The 19,885-nt window shown below is 47.6% G+C and carries 14 protein-coding genes; 4 read left to right on the top strand and 10 right to left on the bottom strand.

Annotated elements, in window-relative coordinates:
• The first annotated feature begins 131 nt into the window (after positions 1-131).
• A complete protein-coding gene (locus IY568_RS13570; RefSeq protein ID WP_194867863.1) occupies positions 132-2,552 on the top strand; it encodes a VolA/Pla-1 family phospholipase in 2,421 nt (806 codons plus the stop codon).
• A gap of 72 nt (positions 2,553-2,624) precedes the next feature.
• Positions 2,625-3,638 (top strand): protease SohB, encoded by a 1,014-nt coding sequence (gene sohB, locus IY568_RS13575; RefSeq protein WP_138539705.1) that lies wholly within the window; start codon positions 2,625-2,627, stop codon positions 3,636-3,638.
• Positions 3,639-3,668: 30 nt separating this feature from the next.
• Here the strand turns inward: sohB and IY568_RS13580 are convergent, their stop codons facing one another.
• From IY568_RS13580 to IY568_RS13595, 4 genes are all read right to left on the bottom strand, one after another.
• A complete protein-coding gene (locus IY568_RS13580) occupies positions 3,669-4,169 on the bottom strand; it encodes a SixA phosphatase family protein (protein WP_194867864.1) in 501 nt (166 codons plus the stop codon).
• 37 nt (positions 4,170-4,206) lie between these two features.
• A complete protein-coding gene (locus IY568_RS13585) occupies positions 4,207-5,124 on the bottom strand; it encodes an ABC transporter ATP-binding protein (protein ID WP_194867865.1) in 918 nt (305 codons plus the stop codon).
• The gene (locus IY568_RS13590; RefSeq protein ID WP_125561467.1) at positions 5,121-5,930 is read right to left on the bottom strand and encodes an ABC transporter permease subunit; all 810 of its coding nucleotides are present in this window, start codon (positions 5,928-5,930) and stop codon (positions 5,121-5,123) included. The genes IY568_RS13585 and IY568_RS13590 overlap by 4 nt, the downstream gene beginning before the upstream one ends.
• A 121-nt stretch (positions 5,931-6,051) precedes the next feature.
• Positions 6,052-7,863: a M2 family metallopeptidase gene (locus tag IY568_RS13595; protein WP_125561466.1), complete on the bottom strand. Its 1,812-nt coding sequence runs from the start codon at positions 7,861-7,863 to the stop codon at positions 6,052-6,054.
• A 148-nt stretch (positions 7,864-8,011) separates the two neighbouring features.
• Between IY568_RS13595 and IY568_RS13600 the strand changes: the two genes are divergently transcribed.
• Positions 8,012-10,276, top strand: coding sequence for an acyl-CoA dehydrogenase (locus IY568_RS13600; RefSeq protein WP_194867866.1), 2,265 nt, complete (start codon positions 8,012-8,014; stop codon positions 10,274-10,276).
• Positions 10,277-10,398: 122 nt separating this feature from the next.
• On the opposite strand, the gene IY568_RS13605 is transcribed toward IY568_RS13600, so the two are convergent.
• From IY568_RS13605 to IY568_RS13620, 4 genes are all read right to left on the bottom strand, one after another.
• The gene (locus IY568_RS13605) at positions 10,399-10,836 is read right to left on the bottom strand and encodes a hypothetical protein (protein ID WP_049863006.1); all 438 of its coding nucleotides are present in this window, start codon (positions 10,834-10,836) and stop codon (positions 10,399-10,401) included.
• 162 nt (positions 10,837-10,998) lie between these two features.
• Positions 10,999-13,344 carry a PKD domain-containing protein gene (locus IY568_RS13610; RefSeq protein WP_194867867.1) on the bottom strand — a complete coding sequence of 782 codons (2,346 nt, stop codon included), beginning with the start codon at positions 13,342-13,344 and terminating at the stop codon, positions 10,999-11,001.
• A gap of 198 nt (positions 13,345-13,542) precedes the next feature.
• Complete coding sequence (locus IY568_RS13615; protein ID WP_138538858.1) at positions 13,543-16,686, bottom strand: efflux RND transporter permease subunit; 3,144 nt, start codon at positions 16,684-16,686, stop codon at positions 13,543-13,545.
• 3 nt (positions 16,687-16,689) lie between these two features.
• Complete coding sequence (locus IY568_RS13620; protein ID WP_194867868.1) at positions 16,690-17,865, bottom strand: efflux RND transporter periplasmic adaptor subunit; 1,176 nt, start codon at positions 17,863-17,865, stop codon at positions 16,690-16,692.
• 221 nt (positions 17,866-18,086) lie between these two features.
• On the opposite strand from IY568_RS13620, the gene IY568_RS13625 reads away from it, so the two are divergent.
• Positions 18,087-18,335: a zinc/iron-chelating domain-containing protein gene (locus tag IY568_RS13625; protein ID WP_010385461.1), complete on the top strand. Its 249-nt coding sequence runs from the start codon at positions 18,087-18,089 to the stop codon at positions 18,333-18,335.
• A gap of 138 nt (positions 18,336-18,473) precedes the next feature.
• Here IY568_RS13625 and map read toward each other — a convergent pair whose 3' ends face one another.
• Both map and IY568_RS13635 read right to left on the bottom strand, forming a co-directional pair.
• Positions 18,474-19,280, bottom strand: a complete 807-nt coding sequence (map, locus tag IY568_RS13630) for a type I methionyl aminopeptidase (RefSeq protein WP_194867869.1) — start codon at positions 19,278-19,280, stop codon at positions 18,474-18,476.
• Positions 19,255-19,467, bottom strand: a complete 213-nt coding sequence (locus IY568_RS13635) for a ParD-like family protein (RefSeq protein WP_049863010.1) — start codon at positions 19,465-19,467, stop codon at positions 19,255-19,257. The genes map and IY568_RS13635 overlap by 26 nt, the downstream gene beginning before the upstream one ends.
• Positions 19,468-19,885: the final 418 nt, after the last annotated feature.

Here is a 19,885-nt window from a genome sequence, read left to right on the forward strand (position 1 = left end):
TTACCTTTAAGTACCTTTTTGCAAAGGTTTTAACTAAATATTCTCTGATTGGTCAATTTACCAGCTAAATTAAGCAGTTAAGTTGAATTCAGGGCTAAGAATAATAATAAGATTATGTCGGAGCCAAATAAATGAAAAAAATGCTACTCTCACTCGCGGTTTCTGCAGCCTTAGCTGGTTGTGGTGGCGGTGAAACCCTTGAAGATGTAAAACAAGAAAGCACAGCTGTAACACCCAGCGCCTCGATTAAATTCGACCCTGCCAATGGGGTGATTTCGGTGCCTAATGATCTGCTGTTTAACGGCACGAAAGATGGCACGCTGAATATTCCAGGTGAACTGAACGATGACGGCTCTGCTAAAATCCAGCGTGCAAATTATGCCGACCCTTCACTGGCGTTGGGCGCACTAGATGGTTGGTCAACGCAAATGCCATTTGCGATTGATTTAACAGTGCCAGCTGGTGTTGAAATTGATGCGGCGAGTGTCGCAACGCCCGGTGCTGTGAGAATTTTTGAAGTGGTGATGGGCGCCAGCCTGACTGATCAGGACTGTGCAACTGTGCCTGCCGGGATTGCCTGTAAAGGGGTCGCTGAGCTGACCTTTGGCCCAACTGGTGATTTTATTGCTCAGCTAGGTGCAGACGGGAAAAGCATTAATGTTATTCCTGTGAAGCCGCTAAAATCGGCGACGACTTACATCACAGTATTGACAACGAGCCTGAAAGACAGCTCGGGCAGTGTTACGCCTTCTTCTTCTTACACATTGCTTAAGCAGGAAGCGCCTTTGGTAACACCTGCACAAAAGAGCTTGCAAGCGGTTGTACGCAGCTATGAGAGTGCGGTGACATCTCTGGGTACTGTGACCAGCGAAGAAATCATTTATTCTGCTGCAATGACAACCCACTCGACTTTTGAAGTCATGGGGGCCGTGAAACAGTTACTGGCTGGGTCATTGACTACCGAGCAGAGACCCGTTTTGAGTGTTGGTCAACAACCCGTTGATGGCCTGACCGTTGCTGATGTGCTGGGTGAGCGTTTACCTGAGCAAATTCGTCCTCTGTATCGTTCAGTGAGATACTTACAAGGTAATATTGTACTGCCACGTTACCTGGGTGAGCCGCAAACGAAAGACGACGCAGCGCTGGCAGATACCTACTGGCAGGCACAGTGTGATAACGCCGCAGCGGTTGCCGGCTATATTCAGGCAACGGGTGGCACACCTGAGCTCAAAGAAGGTAACGATACGCTTTGTAATGCGTTATCTGAAGGTCGTTTGAGAGACTTAGGGCTGGATCAGCACAAGTTTGTCAGCAAATATAACCCAATTCCAAAAGCGCTGGGCGCGAATAACATCCCGGTCCAGATCACGATGCCTGCGGACGAAACAAATCGCCCAGAAACCGGCTGGCCGGTTATTATCATGCAACATGGTATCACCAGTAAGAAAGAAGACATGCTGGGTCTGACGCTGGCATTGACTCAGGCTGGGTTTGCAACGGTTGCAATTGACCACCCATTGCATGGCGACCGTGGTATTGATGTAGATGGCGATGGTGAGGTTGATTTCAACGCGTCAACGAAGAGTGTACTTCACTATATGAACCTGCAATCACTGCTGGTTGCACGTGATAACCTGCGTCAATCAACAGCCGATCTACTGGGTCTGCGTCTGGGTCTGAATTTCATCAATCAGGCGACGGCGGTTCCTTTGCTGTTCAATACACAGGATGTGAGCTTTATCGGCCACTCTTTGGGATCGGTTGTTGGGCCTAGCTTCATCGCGTTGGCTAATACACCGCTGGATGAGCAGGTTGATGCCTTGTTTAGCGTGAAAGCGGGCGCATTATCAAGCGGTGGTTCGGGCATTGCAAACTTCCTGGTAGAGTCAGCTTCTTTCGGCCCGGTGGTGAAAAGCGCGGTCTTGTCTGCAGCAACAGACTTAGCTGTATCAAAACAGTTTAATGCTTACCTGGGAGAAGGTGCCATCTCAGATTGCGGCCAGTTTGCGACTGATGCCGGTGCGTTTGCAAACTGTGCATATTCCACCTTTACTGCGCAGCTAGAGGCGAACGGTGATACCGTTTCACTGGGCGCAATTGATGCAACCGTCACCCAATTCGCTTATGCAGCACAAAGTGTGCTGGGTAGCGCTGACCCGCTTAACTATGCTGGTGCGGTAAACGCGCTGGGTACGCCTATTTATATGGGTGTTGTTGTAGGTGGTGAGAATGGCAATAAAGAAGATCAGGTTATCCCTCCTTCAACGCAAAGCAATCCGTTGTCTGGCAGTTTACCAATGGCCGCTGTAATGGGGCTGACGCCTGTGAGCGAAACGCAAACGTCAACCGACGGCACAGCAGGTAGCTATGTGGTGCGCTTTAGCCAGGGACATCACAGCTCACTGTTGACCACTAGCTTTGATGAGCGATCAGGTGGTACAGCAGAAGGTCATGCTGCAGCGACCATGGAAATTCAGCAGCAACTGGCGACTTTCCTGGCTTCCAAGGGCCTGATGTTACCAATTACGAATGATGCTGTTATTGCAAAATAATCGTATTTGAGAGATTATGAAAAAGCCGCTGTTTTAGCGGCTTTTTTTTACTTAAATTTCAGGAGTAGAAAGTTGGTATTTTTATATGAATACGGATTATTTTTGGCTAAAGCGGTGACGCTGGTCGCTGCGTTAGGTGCAATTATTGCGATGATAGTTGCGGCAAGCCATAAGCCGAGTTCTCAGTCCGGTGAAATCGAGCTGACCGATCTGTCCAAACGACTGGACGAGGCTAAAGAGCAGTTTCTGACACAAACCCTGGATAAGAAAGCGCTGAAGTCCCATCTCAAGCAACAGAAAAAGACGCAATCAGAACAGTCTACTGAGACAAAAAAGCGGGTCTTTGTGATTGAGTTTTGTGGCAGTATGGATGCTCATGAGGTCGAAAACCTCAGAGAGGAAGTGACGGCTATTCTGACCATTGCAGAGGCAAAGCAGGATCAGGTCGTGGTTAACCTGGAGAGCGGGGGAGGGGTTGTACATGGTTATGGGCTGGCAGCCTCACAACTACAACGTATTAAAGATGCGGGCCTGCCACTGACGGTTTGCGTGGATAAAATTGCTGCCAGTGGTGGTTATATGATGGCCTGTGTGGCAGATAAAATCATTGCTGCGCCGTTTGCGATTGTTGGCTCAATTGGCGTCATTGCTCAGATGCCTAACTTTAATAAGCTGCTAAAAAAGAACGACATTGACTATGAGCAAATTACAGCGGGTGAGTTCAAACGCACGTTGACCCTGTTTGGTGAGAATACAGATAAAGGGCGCGAAAAGTTTCGTGAAGAAGTAGAGCATACCCATGGTTTGTTCAAGCGTTTTGTCAGCGATAACAGACCGAATATGGATATTGATAAAGTGGCGACAGGAGAGCACTGGCTGGCCACACATGCACATGAGTTTTCCCTGGTAGACGAAATCCGCACCAGTGACGATCTGTTGTTAGACTTAAATCAAGCCTACCAGCTTTATCAGGTAAGGTTTAAACTGAAAAAATCGCTGGCTGAGAAACTGGGCGTTGGTGTTAGTCTTAGCCTTGAAAAAGGCGCGATGCGTTTATTCTCTAAATGGCAAAAATCGAGTTATTAAGCACTTAGGGCAGTGTGGTTTGCACATTGCCTACTTATTTTGGCCTGATTTCTCAGGCCTGAATATATAATGTTGCAACGTGGCTATGCCTGGCGCTAGAGCGTGCCACTGCTCAGCTCTTATATTCAGTTCGACATAACCCGCTGTCACTATGTTATCAAATTGGTGTGTACTCAGATGATTTACCAGTATCGTTAAGGCAGGGTTGTGGCCAATTATTGTCACATCATTGCACTCGTCTGGCAGCAGGCGCAGGCAGTCCATTAAGTCGACGGCATCAAAGGTATAGAGTGCTTGTATTTCCTCAATAGCCTGAGTCACCTGACATTGAGCGTGCAAGATATGCGCAGTATCCCGTGCCCGGCGAGCCGGGCTGGTAAATATATGCGTATCGGGCAGCAAACCTAATCGTTTTGCCAGCGCCTGAGTTCGTCGCACGCCTTTGGGTTTGAGCGGCCGGTCAAAGTCGTGCAGCATAGGATCCTGCCAACTGGATTTGGCGTGTCGGATCAGCCTGAGTGTTCTATTCATACACAACTCAACCAAAATTTCATGTTGTTAGTGTAGACTAAGTTGTTGTGAACAGCTCATTTTCCAGGGTATTGCCATTAATTAGCTGCTTATAAGTCCACCCCTGGTGATGGCAGAGCCCCAGTAATGCGATATCCAACGCCTTATGGCAGGTATCATACTCGATAACAAACTCATCGGGCTGAGACTGTCTGACGTGCTTAACCCCGTCAAGCTGTGCTATTTGATCTCTCATCTGATCCGTTAACCGTTGCAGTTGTAAGGTCAAAAAGGCGGTGCCTGAATTGTTTTGGGTATATCTTTGGTGACTGGTCAGTTTACCTTGTTCAAGGTACAGCACAGTGTCACATAAGCGCTCCAGCTCACTCAGATCATGTGAACTGAGCATAAAGGTGATGTCTTTACTTAGACTGGCAATCAATGAACGGATGGCTTTTGCATTGATGGGATCCAATCCTGCCGTAGCTTCATCCAGCAGGACGATTTTGGGTTGTCCAATCAAAGCTTGTGCAATGCAGATCCGCTTTCTCATACCATGCGACAGCTCAGAGGCCTTGGCATTGAGCTGGTTACCGAGATCGACTAGCTCCAAAACACGTGCCGTTTCCTGCGTTGCGTCACGGTGACTTAATCCCTGTAACTGGCCATAAAAGGTCAGTTGTTTGCCAACCGAAAAGCGAGGATCCAGCTGCGCATCTTGCGGCAAGGCACTGAGCACACCAAACAGGGCGTTGTCGCCTGGTGTATGTCCAAGTACTTTGACGCTGCCTGCGTCAGCTTGTAAGAAGCCACACAAGATACTGAATAGCGTTGTTTTTCCTGCTCCATTAGGGCCTACCAGCGCAACCGTATGACCGTGACCTAACGTAAAGCTGACCTTATCCAGTGCGCACTTGCTGGCAAATCGCTTGGTGACATCATTGACTTCAATGACGAATGACGTTGAGGTACTCATAGATCTTTCCTTTTCATTAGCCAAAAAGCAGCACTCAGCAATACCGCAGTTTGTAGCAGGGGAAGTGCAATGGCGTGTAAACCGATACCGTGCCAGGGAGCAATGTCACTGATATGCACACCGGGTAGCAAATAATACAGCCAGTGAACCGGTTCGAACAAAGAGGTTAGGTAACCAATTAACATATTCCCGACAGTAAAGAGCAAGCTGGCATAAATGATACTCAGCCTGGCCGAGCTTGCGAGCAGATTAAGTAAACTCATCAGTGCGATGAAGGGAAGTGTTGTTAATACGAGTAACATGATAATTGAGGTGACTTTGCCGAGGCCGACCATGGCCAATGTGGTGTCCCGGGTTAGCATGAGTATCCATGCTGCAAGAGCTGAGGCCGTGATCAGGGTTAGTAAAATGAGGGCCTGGCCTGCAAATCGACCAAGCAAGATCTCTCCTCGGCTGGCACGTAATGTCAGGAATCTGAGCGTGCCCCGTTTAGCGTCCTCAACAGTCTGATCGGCACTGACAAACAAGGTAAAGACTGGAAAGCTAAACAAGGCAATGATCCAGTAGACCGACAGTTCAGCCTCCGGCCAGCGTGCTAATGAATAAAGTCCCACTGAACCGGCTATTTGTACAGCGATATCTGAGAACTCTGCGCTGTTGAGTACTGAAACGGCATGATAAATGGGGTAGCGTAAGATCATCAGCCACACCATAGTAAAGGCGGCCAGTGCCAGCCAGCCGCGTTTGGTCGCAAACAAGCGGGTCAGTTCAAACTGACTCAATAAAATGATTCTTTTTAGTGGCATAGTGCACTCCTTTTGCGGATACCTTAACGCAAAAGCAAATAGATGGGAAAGGTGAGAATTGTTTCAGAGTGTGGCGAACAAAAAAAGGAGTCCGAAGACTCCTTTTTTTACATGGAGAGGGTTACCAACCGCATTGGCGGTTTTTATTTTGCTCGTCCAGATAGGTCTGCAGTGGTGCAAAGTAGTCCAGAATAGCTGTTGCGTCCATTTGTTGGCTGCCAGTGACGCTTTCCAGTGCTTCTTGCCATGGGCGGCTGCTGCCCATTTCAAGCATGGCATTTAAGCGCTCACCCGCTTCCTTCGAGTTGTAGACAGAGCAGCGGTGAATGGCTTCTTTACTACCGGCAATCTCACACAAAGCTTTGTGGAATTCAAACTGAAGGATATGCGCCAGGAAGTAACGCGTGTAAGGTACATTGCCCGGTACGTGGTATTTTGCACCTGGATCAAAATCGTTTTCGCTGCGAGTGATCGGCGCTTTAAGACCTTGATACTTTTCACGCAGGTCCCACCAAGCTTGGTTGTATTCTTGCGGGCTGATTTCTCCGGAGTAGACTTTCCAGCGCCATTGGTCAACCAACAGGCCAAATGGAATGAAGGCTATTTTATCCAGCGCCATTTTCATCAGCAGACCAATGTCTTTTGATTCATCAGGTACTTGCTCTAACAAACCGATTTCTTTTAGATAGCCTGGCGTTACTGACAGGGCTATCGTGTCACCGATAGCTTCATGGAAACCATCGTTGGCACTTTCCTGATAATACAACGGCAGTGTGTTATAAGCTCGTTGATAGAAGTTGTGGCCTAACTCGTGGTGAATAACAGAGAATTCTTCGCCAGTGCGTTGGATACACATCTTAATACGCAGATCGTCTTTGTTATCCAAGTTCCAGGCTGATGCATGGCATTGTACGTCACGATCCTGTGGTTTGGTGAATAACGAACGAGTCCAGAAAGTCTCTGGCAGCGGTTCAAAGCCCATTGAAGTAAAGAACTTCTCTGCACCTTTCACCATTTTGATTTCATCGTAGTTATGCTGCTCAAGCAGTTCAGTGACGTTATAACCCGGATCGGCATTTTCTGGTGCTACCAGGTCATAGATGTTGCCCCATTGCTGAGCCCACATGTTACCTAGCAGGTGCGCTGGGATTGGCTGATCTTGTGGAACTTTATCTTCACCATATTTCTCGCCTAGCTTAGCACGGACATGACAATGCAAAGAGTCATAAAGCGGTTTTACTTGACCCCAGATGCGATCAAGCTCTTTGGCGAAGTCATCAGCCGGCATATCGTATTTGCTGCGCCACATTGCGCCTGTGTCACGATATCCGAGCTCCTGAGCACCTTCATTTGCTAAAGAGACCAAATCTTTATACAAAGGACGCATCTGAGGAGAAACCTGGCGCCAGCCTTGCCATACGTCTAACAATTCATCGTAGTTTCGGCTATTGGCCATTTTGGATGTCATTTCACCCAAACTCATGCAGTTGCCGTCTTTACAGTATTTTCCTTTGCCGTACATACCGTCCAGCTCAGCCGATAGCTTAGCTAATTCAGCCGTTTTTGCTGCGTCTTTTGGTGCTGGCAATGTCAGGTTAAGCTTCAGTTTGTCGAGTTTACGGCGATTGTCGTAGCTCAGTTCAAGCTCATCAAACTTGGCTGCTTCGTTGGCTAATGCGACCAGTTTTTCTGTGTACTCCTGGCTTACGTCAGCGGCCAATGATGCCGTGTCTTCCGTTATGAAATTGGCATAGATCCAGGCTGAACGTGCACTGCGGTAGCTCAGGTCCTGTAGCTCTTGTTCTGCTTTGGTTAAAAATGCTTCTGCATCTTTTTCGGTCAAGGTTGACGTGCTTGTTGAGTTACATCCACTCAGAGAGAGTGCCCCGGCAACCACGAGGGCGCCCAGGCTGAGTTTGAATTGTAGTGCCATCATTGTTCCAATTATCGTTATTAGAGACGTGATAATACCAGTGTCGGCTGATTGCGACAATTCGCGTTGTATGAGCAGAGTAAAAATATTGTGATAAGTGGCATTTGTTCCATACTTAAAGCGCCATCAACCGGGAGGTGCCGAAACTATGTGGTTACTGATACTCGTCTTCATTGCTGTGTGTTTTATTTTCTATGTTAAAGAAGTTAGGTTAAAAGTTGTTTCGAACCCTGCTTTAGCATATTTCAAGCGAGCATTACCCCAGCTATCACAAACTGAGCGTGAAGCGATGGAGGCTGGTGATACCTGGTGGGATGCAAGTTTGTTCAGTGGAAAACCCAACTGGTCGCAGTGGCTGAAAACGGGTAAGCCTGGACTGAGTGACCATGAGCGAGACTTTATTGAACATGAATTGGCTGAGCTGATGGCGATGCTGGATGAAAGTCAGATCTGTGCTCAGGGCGATTTGCCACCGGAAGTTTGGCAATTTCTGAAAGAAAAGGGGTTTTTCGCCTTCATTATTCCAGAAAAATTCGGTGGCAAAGCTTTTAGCGCACAGGCCAACTCGGCTATTGTAGCGCAAATTGCCACGCGCAGTTTGTCTGCGGCAGTGACCGTGATGGTGCCAAACAGTCTGGGTCCGGCTGAACTATTACTGCATTTTGGTACTCCCGAGCAACAACAAACCTGGCTACCTAAATTGGCAGATGGTTCAGCACTGCCGTGCTTTGCATTGACCTCCCTTGAAGCTGGCTCAGACGCCGGTGGCATTACCGATTTTGCGGTGGTGTGTAAGCAAGAGTTTGATGGGGAAATGACTTTGGGCCTGAAAGTCACCTGGCATAAGCGTTATATCACTTTGGCACCTGTGGCTTCCGTGCTGGGGTTGGCGTTTAAAGTATATGATCCCGATCAGCTTTTATCAGAAGCAACTGAATTAGGCATTACCTGTGCACTCATCCCGACCGACCATCCGGGTGTTAAGGTTGGAGCAAGACATGATCCTATGGGGTTGGCGTTTATGAATGGCACAACACAAGGGCAGGGGGTATTTATCCCTATGCACTGGGTTATCGGGGAGATGGACGGGATAGGTAAGGGCTGGCGAATGCTGGTTTCTTGTCTGAGCGCCGGGCGGGGTATCTCATTACCGGCTTTAAGTGCAGGAACCGCACAGTTGAGTGCTAAGGCGTCGACTGCTTATTGTCGTGTCAGGCGACAGTTTAAGCAGTCATTGTGGCGATTTGAAGGGGTCCAGGTGGCATTGGCTCGGATCGCGGGGCTGAGCTACAGCATAGAGGCCACCCGACAAAATACTGCGATGGCCATAGACCTGAATAAAAGTCCTGCGGTGATCACGGCGATTGCCAAATACCACCTGACCGAAATGGCCAGAGTTGCTATCAACGATGCAATGGATTTACATGGTGGTAAAGCAATTCAGCGCGGGCCACTGAACTATCTTGCGCTGCATTATCAGGGGATGCCCATCAGCATTACTGTAGAGGGCGCGAATATCCTGACGCGAAATTTAATGATTTTTGGTCAGGGCGCAACCCGCTGCCATCCCTTCGTGCTCAAAGAAATGGCGGCTGCACAAGAGCAGGATGCGGATATGGCATTGCAGCAATTCGACAAGGTATTAATGCAGCATTTGGCCCATAGCGGTAAAACCTTTCTCAAAGCGTCGTTTAATGGCCTGACTTGTGGTGTGTTTTCATCTGCGCCCGTTGCCGGAGAGGTAGCACGCTACTACAAAACGCTGACCTGGTATAGCCAGATTTTAGCTGTCCTGAGTGACCTGGCAATGCTGGTTTTGGGAGGCAAACTAAAGCTGCAGGAAATGCGCTCAGCCAGGCTTGGAGATATGTTGAGCCAGCTCTACTTGGCGTCATGTGTATTGAAAAAGTTTGAGGATGACGGTCGTCAGTGCAGTGATTTACCTCTGGTGCATTATGCTATGCAATTCCATCTCAGTGCGTTTGAGCAGGCTTTTACCGGGTTCATCGATAATTTCGCGCCTACCGGGTTAAAGACCATAGCAAAACGCTGGTTTATGCCTTTCGGAAGCGCTGTGGATGGTCCGTCGGACCGTTTGATTACGGCACTGTGTGATAGCCTTTATCGTAATAAGCTGACCCTCGCACGGGTAAGTAATCTATGTGATACCTCAGGACATGCAGGGTTGGCTGCACTGGAAAAGGCATTTCAGCTATTTCCCAAATGCGAGCAAGGGTTGCATAAGTTTGAACGTTGGCAAAAGGCCCATCAGGCAAAGTTGCTGGTATTAAATACTGATGAGCAGCTGGCGATGGCTGTCGCGGAATGTATCCTTGACGAAGAGGAGAGAGAGTTGCTCGTGGAATGGTTCCAAGCCAGTCGGAAGGCCCTGAGTGTGGATGAAAGCGCTTAATGTCATTCGCTATGTGATAGCTATCACTTATTGTTGCTTCGTTGTTTGTGTGAGTCGGTTATTTGACTCACACAAAATAAATGACGACCAAAGAAAATTAGAGGGGGGATGCAAGTATAAGCTTAGCGAGCAAATGGGTCGGCGTTAATTTTGTCAACATACCACTCGCCTTTGCGCCTTATAAGCTGGACGCTGCGCATATCGTCTACCTGCTCTCCGTGCAACATACCGGTAAAAATTAAGTTGATGCGGGCTTCGTTGCCGTATTGTTCCCGTAAGCTTTGATTTGTCATATCCACTTCAATGGTCACCTGATCGTACTGCATGTTTACCAGATTCCTGGCGAATTGAGATGGCGTGCCATAAGAACGCATGATCCTGCCCATGCGTGGCGTTGAGCGACTTAACGCCAACTCCATGTCTTTCTTATTATACAGTGCGTCAAAAAACACCGTTGCTGCATATCCAGGGGTGTTTTTGTCCCCACGCGCAGCGTCATCATCACCACAACCGGATAGCATCAATAGGATTACAGTTGAAAAAGTAAGTAGTAATTTCATCTTAGTAGTAATTCGGGTGAATATGACTTTAGTTTGTCTTCTAATCGGGCTTTTGTAAAGTACAGGTCGGTAAAATACGGGGAGAATGACGAGGAACGACTATAAATCAATGGGAAGTGACAAACAGTTGCAGCATTTCGCCGCAACTGTTTGAAATCTAGATTACTCAATATCGCATTTTAGAGTTCCGCGACCTGTTCGGTAGCAAATTTCTCCTATATACAGCAATAGATCTTGTGGTAATACGTCTTTGATTAGTTTAGTTTGCGTGTCACCGTTATAACATTTGATGTCTTTGTTGCTTACCAGACAGGTGAGAGAGCCGTTTGCCAGTACTTTATGTACGGTCGCATTTGCCGCAAGCAGATCAGTCAGTTCTGTGCCCCGACTACCCCAGCACTGCCAGCTGGCATCGCTTAGCTGGGCACATACATTACTTGCATCGACAGCGTTAAGTTTTGTCGCAAGCAATTGTGCAGGCACGTTTTTCACCGGGTTATCGCCCTTGGCATTACAAATGATTGTCCCATAATTGCCAAGCAAGCAGGCATAGTCGCCTTTAGTTATCACTTGTTTGAGTTCGACAGGGGCATCCAGAGAGAGTGTCTGACCTAAGGTTTCACGGCAATATTCAAATTGACCATCCGTTACTTTACAAACATAGTCATCACCTCGAACAGTGTAATTGCTTTCATATCTTAGTTTGACATCGCTATGATCGCTCTGGTCATGCTCATCAGTGGCGTGAAATTCAAGCGTCAGGGTGCGTTCTGTCTCATCATTGTACTTTACAGAAGCACTGGTATCCGACACTTGCTTAATGGTTACATTATCATCCGTGCTTTCTGCCTGCCAGTGACTTGGTAAATCTTGCATATCATTCAGGTGAAAAACTTGCCCAAAAACGTGCGCCTCGCTGCCCATAATATAGGTCTCTTCTACGCCAGCATAGGGGATGACGATGGCGTTATGAGCCGTACCAATAATCGTACTTTCACGCACAATATCACCTGCTTTAGCTGTGACTTTTATGACAGTCAGGCCTTTACGGGTAATCGTTTTTTTGTTCAGGATTAGCGTTAAATACTTACGCTCATTAATCGCTTCGAGGGTGTCATAGGGATCGTAATCACTACTGGAAACGATGACTTCTTCGATATCAACGTCGCCATTAAATTCCAATTCTAAAATTCTACTGCTGTCCGGATAGATAGAAAATTCGCCGGGATCTTTGACTATCATCAAGGTTTTAGCTGCTGTGCTATTGGCGTAGGTGAAATTAGCAAAGGTTGATTGCTCAGTACCATTTTTGAGCTTAACTGTGTACTCAATTTGCCGTGAAGTTTGCAAGATATCTTCATCAGGGATGGTAATCACGAGTTTATCGTTTGATTTATTTAGTAGTTCATCACTAAAGTCAGGAATATTCCATGTAACATTTTCAACATCATCGAAATCAGTTAAATTGGAATACGCTGTGATTGTTTGTCCAGGCACTGCGACCGAGCGGTCCAATGTAAGCTTAAGGCCCTGTAAGTCGGTGACGTTTTGCACAACAACAGTTGTCTCTGCCGTTTTTTTGATGTCGCCCTTCATAGTTACAGTGAGTTGGAGTGTAAAGGTTTGGTCTGCACTCACTTCAGGAGCACTGAAGGTATAAGCAGCTTTATCTTGGGTTTGTTGAGAAGGCTGAGTCGTGCCTTGCCATTGCCAGTCATAGCTGATGATGTCATCGGTATTGGTAGTTGTAGCATGTATTGTCAGCGAGTTTTTTTCATTCACAGTAACCTGTTCGGGCAGGCTGACAGTCAGTGATGGCTCAGATTCCGGTGCCAGCGTGACCTTGATGGTTTTAGTGATGACTTCGTCACTGGTGGTAATTTCGAAGATAATATCAAATTCTTGGGTTTGCGTGACCTCAGGTGAATCAAAGCTAAAGGTACTTTCTCCTGAGCGCGTGTTATGCCCTTGCAGGATTGTCTTATTAGAGAGTTCAAAACCGTCTGTGCGCCAATCAACCTTTTCAATATCGGATGTCACAGCAAAGGTCGCAGTAATCGAGGCATGTCCCCCTCCTGCTAGTGTCAGGGTATCGACGAGATCAATGTGTCCGGCAGTGGACTTGGGCATCACAGTTACCTGCCAGGTTTTGCTCACCTGGTTGTCGTGACTGTCTGTGACGGTGAAGGTCAGGGTGACTTGTGTCTGCTCATCGACGTCCGGGAAAATCACCTGATGTGTGCCGTCGGTTGAATCGATAAACTGAACACCCGCAAGGGAGCTGGTCCACACACCGGTTACCGAATCATTTTCCGGGTCCGTCACTGTGGTCGTCAGAGATAAAATATCACCTGCGTTGACTAAGGTATTGCCTTCCAGGCTGACGCTGGGCGCCTGGTTGACTACTTGTTGTGTGTTGTCAGTTGATGGTGATTTATTGTCGTTATTAGAAGAACCGCCACAGGCGGCTAGAATCCCAAAAGTGGAGAGCAGCAGATAATTCCGCATTATTCATTCCTTTTATTGCGTTTTCATTTCATCATGGAGAATACAACAAAAAAGTACCATTTTGGAAACGCTTATTTGTTAGATTGTGTATTTTAATTCATCAACAAAATTAAACGAGTCGTGGTGAACAGAGGTGAAAATAAAAGCCCGGTACGGGACCGGGCTTAGTTGGTTGGGTAGAACTAAGACTGCAAATTGTTAGCTTTGCTGCAATGTTTCTTCGCTTGCTTGTGGCTTTCTAAAGCGTTTGATAATGCGTTTGAGATCTTCCAGTGCCACGTATTGACAAGGAATGAGGATCAGTGTGATTACCGTCGCGAATAACACACCAAATGCCAAAGAGACTGCCATAGGTATCACGATTTGTGCCTGCAGACTGGTTTCCAGAAGAATGGGGACCAGGCCAATAAAAGTAGTCAGAGAAGTCAACAAAATGGCTCTGAAGCGCTTGCAACCTGCTTCAACAACCGCTTCCTTGATGGTCATGCCTTGCTCTCGCGCTTTGTTGACAAAGTCGACCATGACCAGTGAGTCATTAACGACCACGCCTGCGACCGCGATGATGCCAAAGAAAGACAAGCTGCTCATAGTCATACCGAGTACCATGTGGCCAAAAACTGCACCTACGACACCAAATGGGATGACAGACATAATCAGGATAGGCTGAGAATAGGAGCGAAGTGGAATTGCCAGCAGCGCAAATATGATCATCAAAGACAAAGCAAAGTCGCGAATTTGCTCAGCTACACTGTCCATTTCTTCCTGAATGCGACCAGCAACACTGCTGCTTACACCTGGGTAGTTTTGTAACAGTGAAGGTAAGTACTCATCTCTGATCTCTTCAGCGATTTTGAATGGCTCAGCCTGATCTGTGTCAACAGATGCCCAGACATTGATAGTCCTTTTCGCATTTTCGCGACGGATACGATTGACCCCCTCGACCAGGTTAATATCGGCAATTTCTCCCAATGGGACTTCTGCTCCGCTAGGCGTAATTATCCGGACTGACTGAATGTCGCTGATGGTATTACGCTGCTCTTGTGGATAACGGATCATGACTTTGATCTCTTCACCACGGCGCAGGATCCTTTGTGCTTCCAGGCCGTAGTAGCTGAAGTTGACCTGAGATGCCACGTCAGCCAAAGTGAGGCCCATGCTGTAGGCAAGCGGTTTAAGTTCGAGCTGCACTTCTTCTGTGCTTGATTGCATGGAATCATTGACATCGCCCACACCAGCAATAGTACGGAGCTTCTCCTTGAGCTTGCCAGCGACTTCTTGCAGTGCTTTTTTGTCTTTGCCTTCCAGGCGGAAGCTGATATCACCATCATCCCGGCCACCATTCATAATGCTGTCCTGGATATTCAATGATTTCACACCTGGCAGTGGGGGCATGTTTTCTCGCCAAAGTGCACTCAGGGCAAAGGTATCTATAGGGCGCTTGTGGGGTTCTACCAAAATGGCCATGATTGAAGCGGTGGTTCGGCCGCGCAGATTCACAGACAGGTCTTTTATCATGTTCGCACCATACTGCGCTTCAATCTGCTTCTCAACATCCAGAATAACCTGCTCCACTTTCTTGGCCGTGGCCAAAGTCGCAGACTCGGAAGATGACAGGTTCATATCTATGGTGATACGAGGGAAGTCATGGGGAATTTTTGGGTTTGCAACAAACTTAACTAGACCGCCTGCGAACATACCGCCGCTGACAATGATGATAGACAGGAAAGCGACGATCACAGTATATCGATAATGAATACAGCGTTCGATAAATGGGCGGTAGAGATTTTCAATGAAATTTTTAAGTGCCCCATCAATGATAGCTCTGGCGCGGTGTAGCGGGTTTTTAGGGTTATCCGGGCGGTCTTTCATCGCTGCCAAATGCGCGGGCAGGATAAGTTTAGACTCAACCAGTGAAAACAGCAGGCACAAAATAATCACACCACCAATGGCTTTGGAGAATGCGGCGGCAGGACCTGTTGCAAAGGTCTGTGGTAAAAATGCGGCGACTGTGGTTAATACCCCAAAGGTTGCGGGAATGGCGACACGTTTTACACCTCGCACTACGTTGTCGAGACTGTGACCATGTTTTTCAATTTCAGCATGGGCTGATTCGCCAACAACAATCGCGTCATCGACCACGATGCCCAGTACCAGAATGAAAGCAAATAAAGAGGCGAGGTTAATCGTGACATCCAGCATGCCCATCGGCATGAATAAGAACGCCCCTAAAAACGACACAGGTAACCCCATCATAACCCAAAAAGCCAGGCGAACGCGCAAAAACAGCGCTAGCATGAGCATGACCAGGATACCGCCCCACAACATGTTTTCTACCATCATGTTGAGGCGGCCTTCAAGGTAATAAGTGAGATCGATAAAGGGCTCAAGCTCGACCCCCTGAGGCAATTGTGTTGCTTTATCAGCCAGGTAAGCTTTCATAACCTGCGCAACTTTGGTGATATCCTGATCTTTTGACGCTCTTACCTCAAATACCAGTGAGTTTCTGCCGTTGTAACGAGAGTACAACAGGCCTTCTTCAAAGCCATCTGTGACAGTCGCAACATCACCTAGCTTTATTTGTGCGCCATCAGCAAGAGTTAACAGCGGCAGTTGTTCAAACTCATGGCCGCGATAGGCCTGATTTTCGACCCGCATTGATATATAACCGTTGTCTGAGCGGATCTGACCTGCCGACATATTAGCTGAGAAGTTTTTAACGGCTTCCGAAATATCTCGGAATGTCAGGCCATATTCGCGGAGTCTATCTGGGCTAATCTCAATGCTGATCTCATAATTCAGGCCACCATTGAAACCAACAAGGTTGACGCCGGGCAAGGCGAGCATCTCGTCATGTATTTCATTTCCCAGTTGTTTCAGCTGGTGGAAGTTCATTTCGCCATTAAGTGACAAAAACATCACTTCTTGCTCAAATTTATCGCGACGGACTATTGGACGCTCCATGCCAGCCGGAAAGGTTGAAATAGAGTCGACCTGCATTTTTACTTCGTCCAGAACGTCTTGCGGGTCGTACTTTTCTTCTACTTCGATCCAGGTTTGCGAGAAGCCTCGGTTAGAGTAGGTGATCAGGCGTTTAATCCCTTCAAGCCCTTCCATCGACTCTTCAACTTTAATGGTGATCCCTTCTTCAACTTCTTGTGGTGCAGCGCCCGGGTACACTGCCTGAACACTCAACCAGTTGTTTTCAAACTGGGGAAACATCTGCTTGCGTATGGTAAAAGCACTGAGCAAGCCGCCCACCAGGATAAAAATCATCAGCAGGTTTGCCGCAACCGGATTGCGGGCAAACCAGGCTATCAAGCCTTTTTCACGTGTGCCTTGCATAGATTACTCCTCCTTTAAAGCCAGTTGCGTCTCTGCGGCCATCACTGGCGATGTATCAAGGCGCAATTGCATTCCTTCCGTCGGGTATTCCAGAGCAGAGGTAATGAGTTGTTGTCCGTCGCTCAGGCCTTCTGTGGCCACCGCATATCCGTCTACTTCGCGAATAATGGTGACGGGCTTGAAAGTGAGTTGTTGATTCTGGTCAAGTAACGCCACTTTGCCTTCGCGTATCAAGTGACGAGGGATCCGCACCGCATTACTGACTGATACACCCTCTATTTGTGCATTCAGGTAAGTACCAAAGCGCAGTGGCTGGCTCGGGTTATCATATGGTGCAGCGACCTGAGCAACCAGATAGGTCATGCGGCTTCTGTTATCGACAACGCCTTCGCTGCGTACAATTGTGCCTTGCCACGAAACGGCTTGCCCTGCGACTTTTGCAGATAATTTCACCGTGGCATCTAACCCATTGTTATGCAGATATCTCAGTTCGTGGTCCGCAACAGGTAAGCGGATCTCTGCTACGGATATTGCGTTCAGAACACCCAAAGTACTGCCTGGGTTAACAACACTGCCAAGGCTCAATGAACGATTGGTAATAATGGCATCATAGGGCGCCTTAATGTAGGTGCGCTCGAGATTGCGTTTTGCACGTTTGACACTGGCCTGTGCTGCTTTGAAACGCGCCAGCTTTTCTGCCAGCTGAGGCTTGCGCAGATACAGCTCAGAGGGAATGGTCGAGTGTGCATTGTCTTTAATTCGTTGCCATTCTGTTTTGGCGACATGAGCCTGTGCCTGTTCAATTTCTAGCGCAGAGTGTGCCTGAGCCAGGCTCGCTTCGGCCTCAATTAACGCGGCTTCATAGTCATTGGGGTCAATGCGCGCTAAGGTTTCTCCCTGGCGCACAAACCCCCCTTTGACAAACTTGTCTGACAGCTCTATTAACTGGCCACTGACCTGAGCGACCAGTTCAGTGCTGTACTTAGGGGTGACGAGCCCGTAAGAGTCGACCATCAGTTGCATCGGGGCCATATCAATTGGCTGCACTTCAACCAGCGGATGAATGACTTTTTCAGGTTTTTCTTCGGGCGGTTGCTTCATTGCAGAGAATGCAAAAGCGGTGGCGAGGCCACCGAGTAGCACCGCAACGGGTAATAGGATTTGTTTTTTACTAGCCACGAGTTATTCCTTCCATCAATAACGGTTGAATCGATTTCTCTAACCTGGTTAAGGATACGCGAACAGATGTGTCTAGGTGTTTTAATCATTTCAAATAATGTAACAAGGCATTGCAATCATGTCTGGTTGCTTACCGATTGGCTGTCAGTTTAGTGTTTTCATCGGTGGATTGGCGTATAATCGCTTGCTTTATTCGTTAAATTCAAATTATGAAGGGTCTGATGGAGTGTCGTTTGGGTTGTGGTGCATGTTGCATAGCACCAAGTATCAGTTCGCCAATTCCGGGAATGCCGCAGGGCAAACCCGCGGGAGAGCGGTGTGTACAACTGGATGATGATAATCTGTGTAAGTTGTTTGGCGATCCCAGTCGCCCTAAAGTCTGTGGCGACTTTGTGCCCTGTGAAGATGTATGTGGGACAGATAATGCGCATGCAATGTGGCTGATCACTGAGCTTGAGCAGTGTACTTAGAGCCATCATAAACAAAAGAGAGTCAATTCGGGGAATAACCCAAACCAACCCTGAAGTGTTTTACATTTGCTATTCAGCGCCCCCTATAACAACCTATCTCCTGTAATCACTGAGAATGAGGCGATTCAGGGGAGCAACCTAAGTATGCGGTAGGGTATTGGCAGGCAAACCTTCTAGTTTTTCTTCTTCTCGCAAGGTTAATACTTCAAATCCTGTCGGGGTTACCAAGAGTGTGTGCTCTGCCTGAGCTGATAAAGCACGGTCTCTTGTCACCACAGTCCAGCCATCCTTGAGCGTCTTAACCCTGTGGCTACCCTGATTAAGCATCGGCTCAATGGTGAAGGTCATGCCGGGTATGAGTTTCAGTCCGGTACCAGGGCGTCCAAAATGCAGCACTTCAGGTGCTTCGTGCATTTCAGTGCCAATTCCGTGGCCGCAATATTCTCTTACGACGCTCAACCCTTTTAGCCGTGCAAACTCTCCAATTGCATGGCCGATATCGCCCAGTGTTGCGCCGGGCTTTACCTGATTGATACCACGCCACAGTGCTTTGACGGTATTGTTAACCAGCGCCCGGGCTGCATCACTGGCATTTGGCATCATATACATTTTGCTGGAATCAGCAATGTAACCTTGATGTTTAAGGGTGATATCGATATTCAGAATATCTCTGCTATCAATGAGATGTTTTGCGTTTGGCATGCCGTGACAGACGACTTCGTTAATTGACGTGTTGATTGAGTAAGGGTATCCATACTGACCTTTACTCGCTGGAGTAGCACCAAGCACATCTACAATATAATGCTCAACGAATTCATCCAGTTGTAGTGTTGTGACGCCTGGTTTTACTTGCTCATCCAGGGCTTTAAATACTTGGGCTAACATGGCCCCAGACTCGCGCATAAGCGAGATGGCTGCATTATTTTTGATCGTGACCTGAGTCAATGGTGTCATTCCTTGTGTGATTAAGTTGTTGTCTGATTATTTGGGCAAAGGTCATATCTGGGTTCAGTTCCGCCAGTCGGCCCATTTTGATCCAAAACTCTGCCTGAGCATTGATAGAGCGTGACATAACATGACTGGCCTGTCGTAGCTCTTCGTGTACTTCGTCTGAAATTTTAACGATACCCATTTTATATCTAATCTATATATAATCCGTATATGAATCATACATTGCTACATAAAGGGGATGCAAATTATTTTTATCAGCAGGCTATCAACTCTGGTTACTGCAGCTCAATAAAGTACTCAGGCTTCATGCCTTCGGGCGTTCGTGCAAGTATTTGCAATGAAAAGGACGCAGTACGTGTCGATATGTCTTTCAGGCGCCAGCATTTACCCGTTTTCTTGACTGAGCGGTACTTTCCAATTCGGTTTGATATGGTTATGGATACAAACGGCGTGTTTCTGCATACCTGAGATAAGATTGTTTGCTGGCGGTGATTACTTAATTGAAATAGTACTTGTCAGTAATATGACAGGCGGAAAGCTGTCTGCCTGTTAATGGTTGATGATGAGTGCGTTGAACTTAAGCGCATTGGGTTGTTTCA

Source organism: Pseudoalteromonas sp. PPB1 (assembly GCF_015356275.1).
In the GTDB taxonomy this organism is placed as follows: domain Bacteria; phylum Pseudomonadota; class Gammaproteobacteria; order Enterobacterales; family Alteromonadaceae; genus Pseudoalteromonas; species Pseudoalteromonas rubra_D.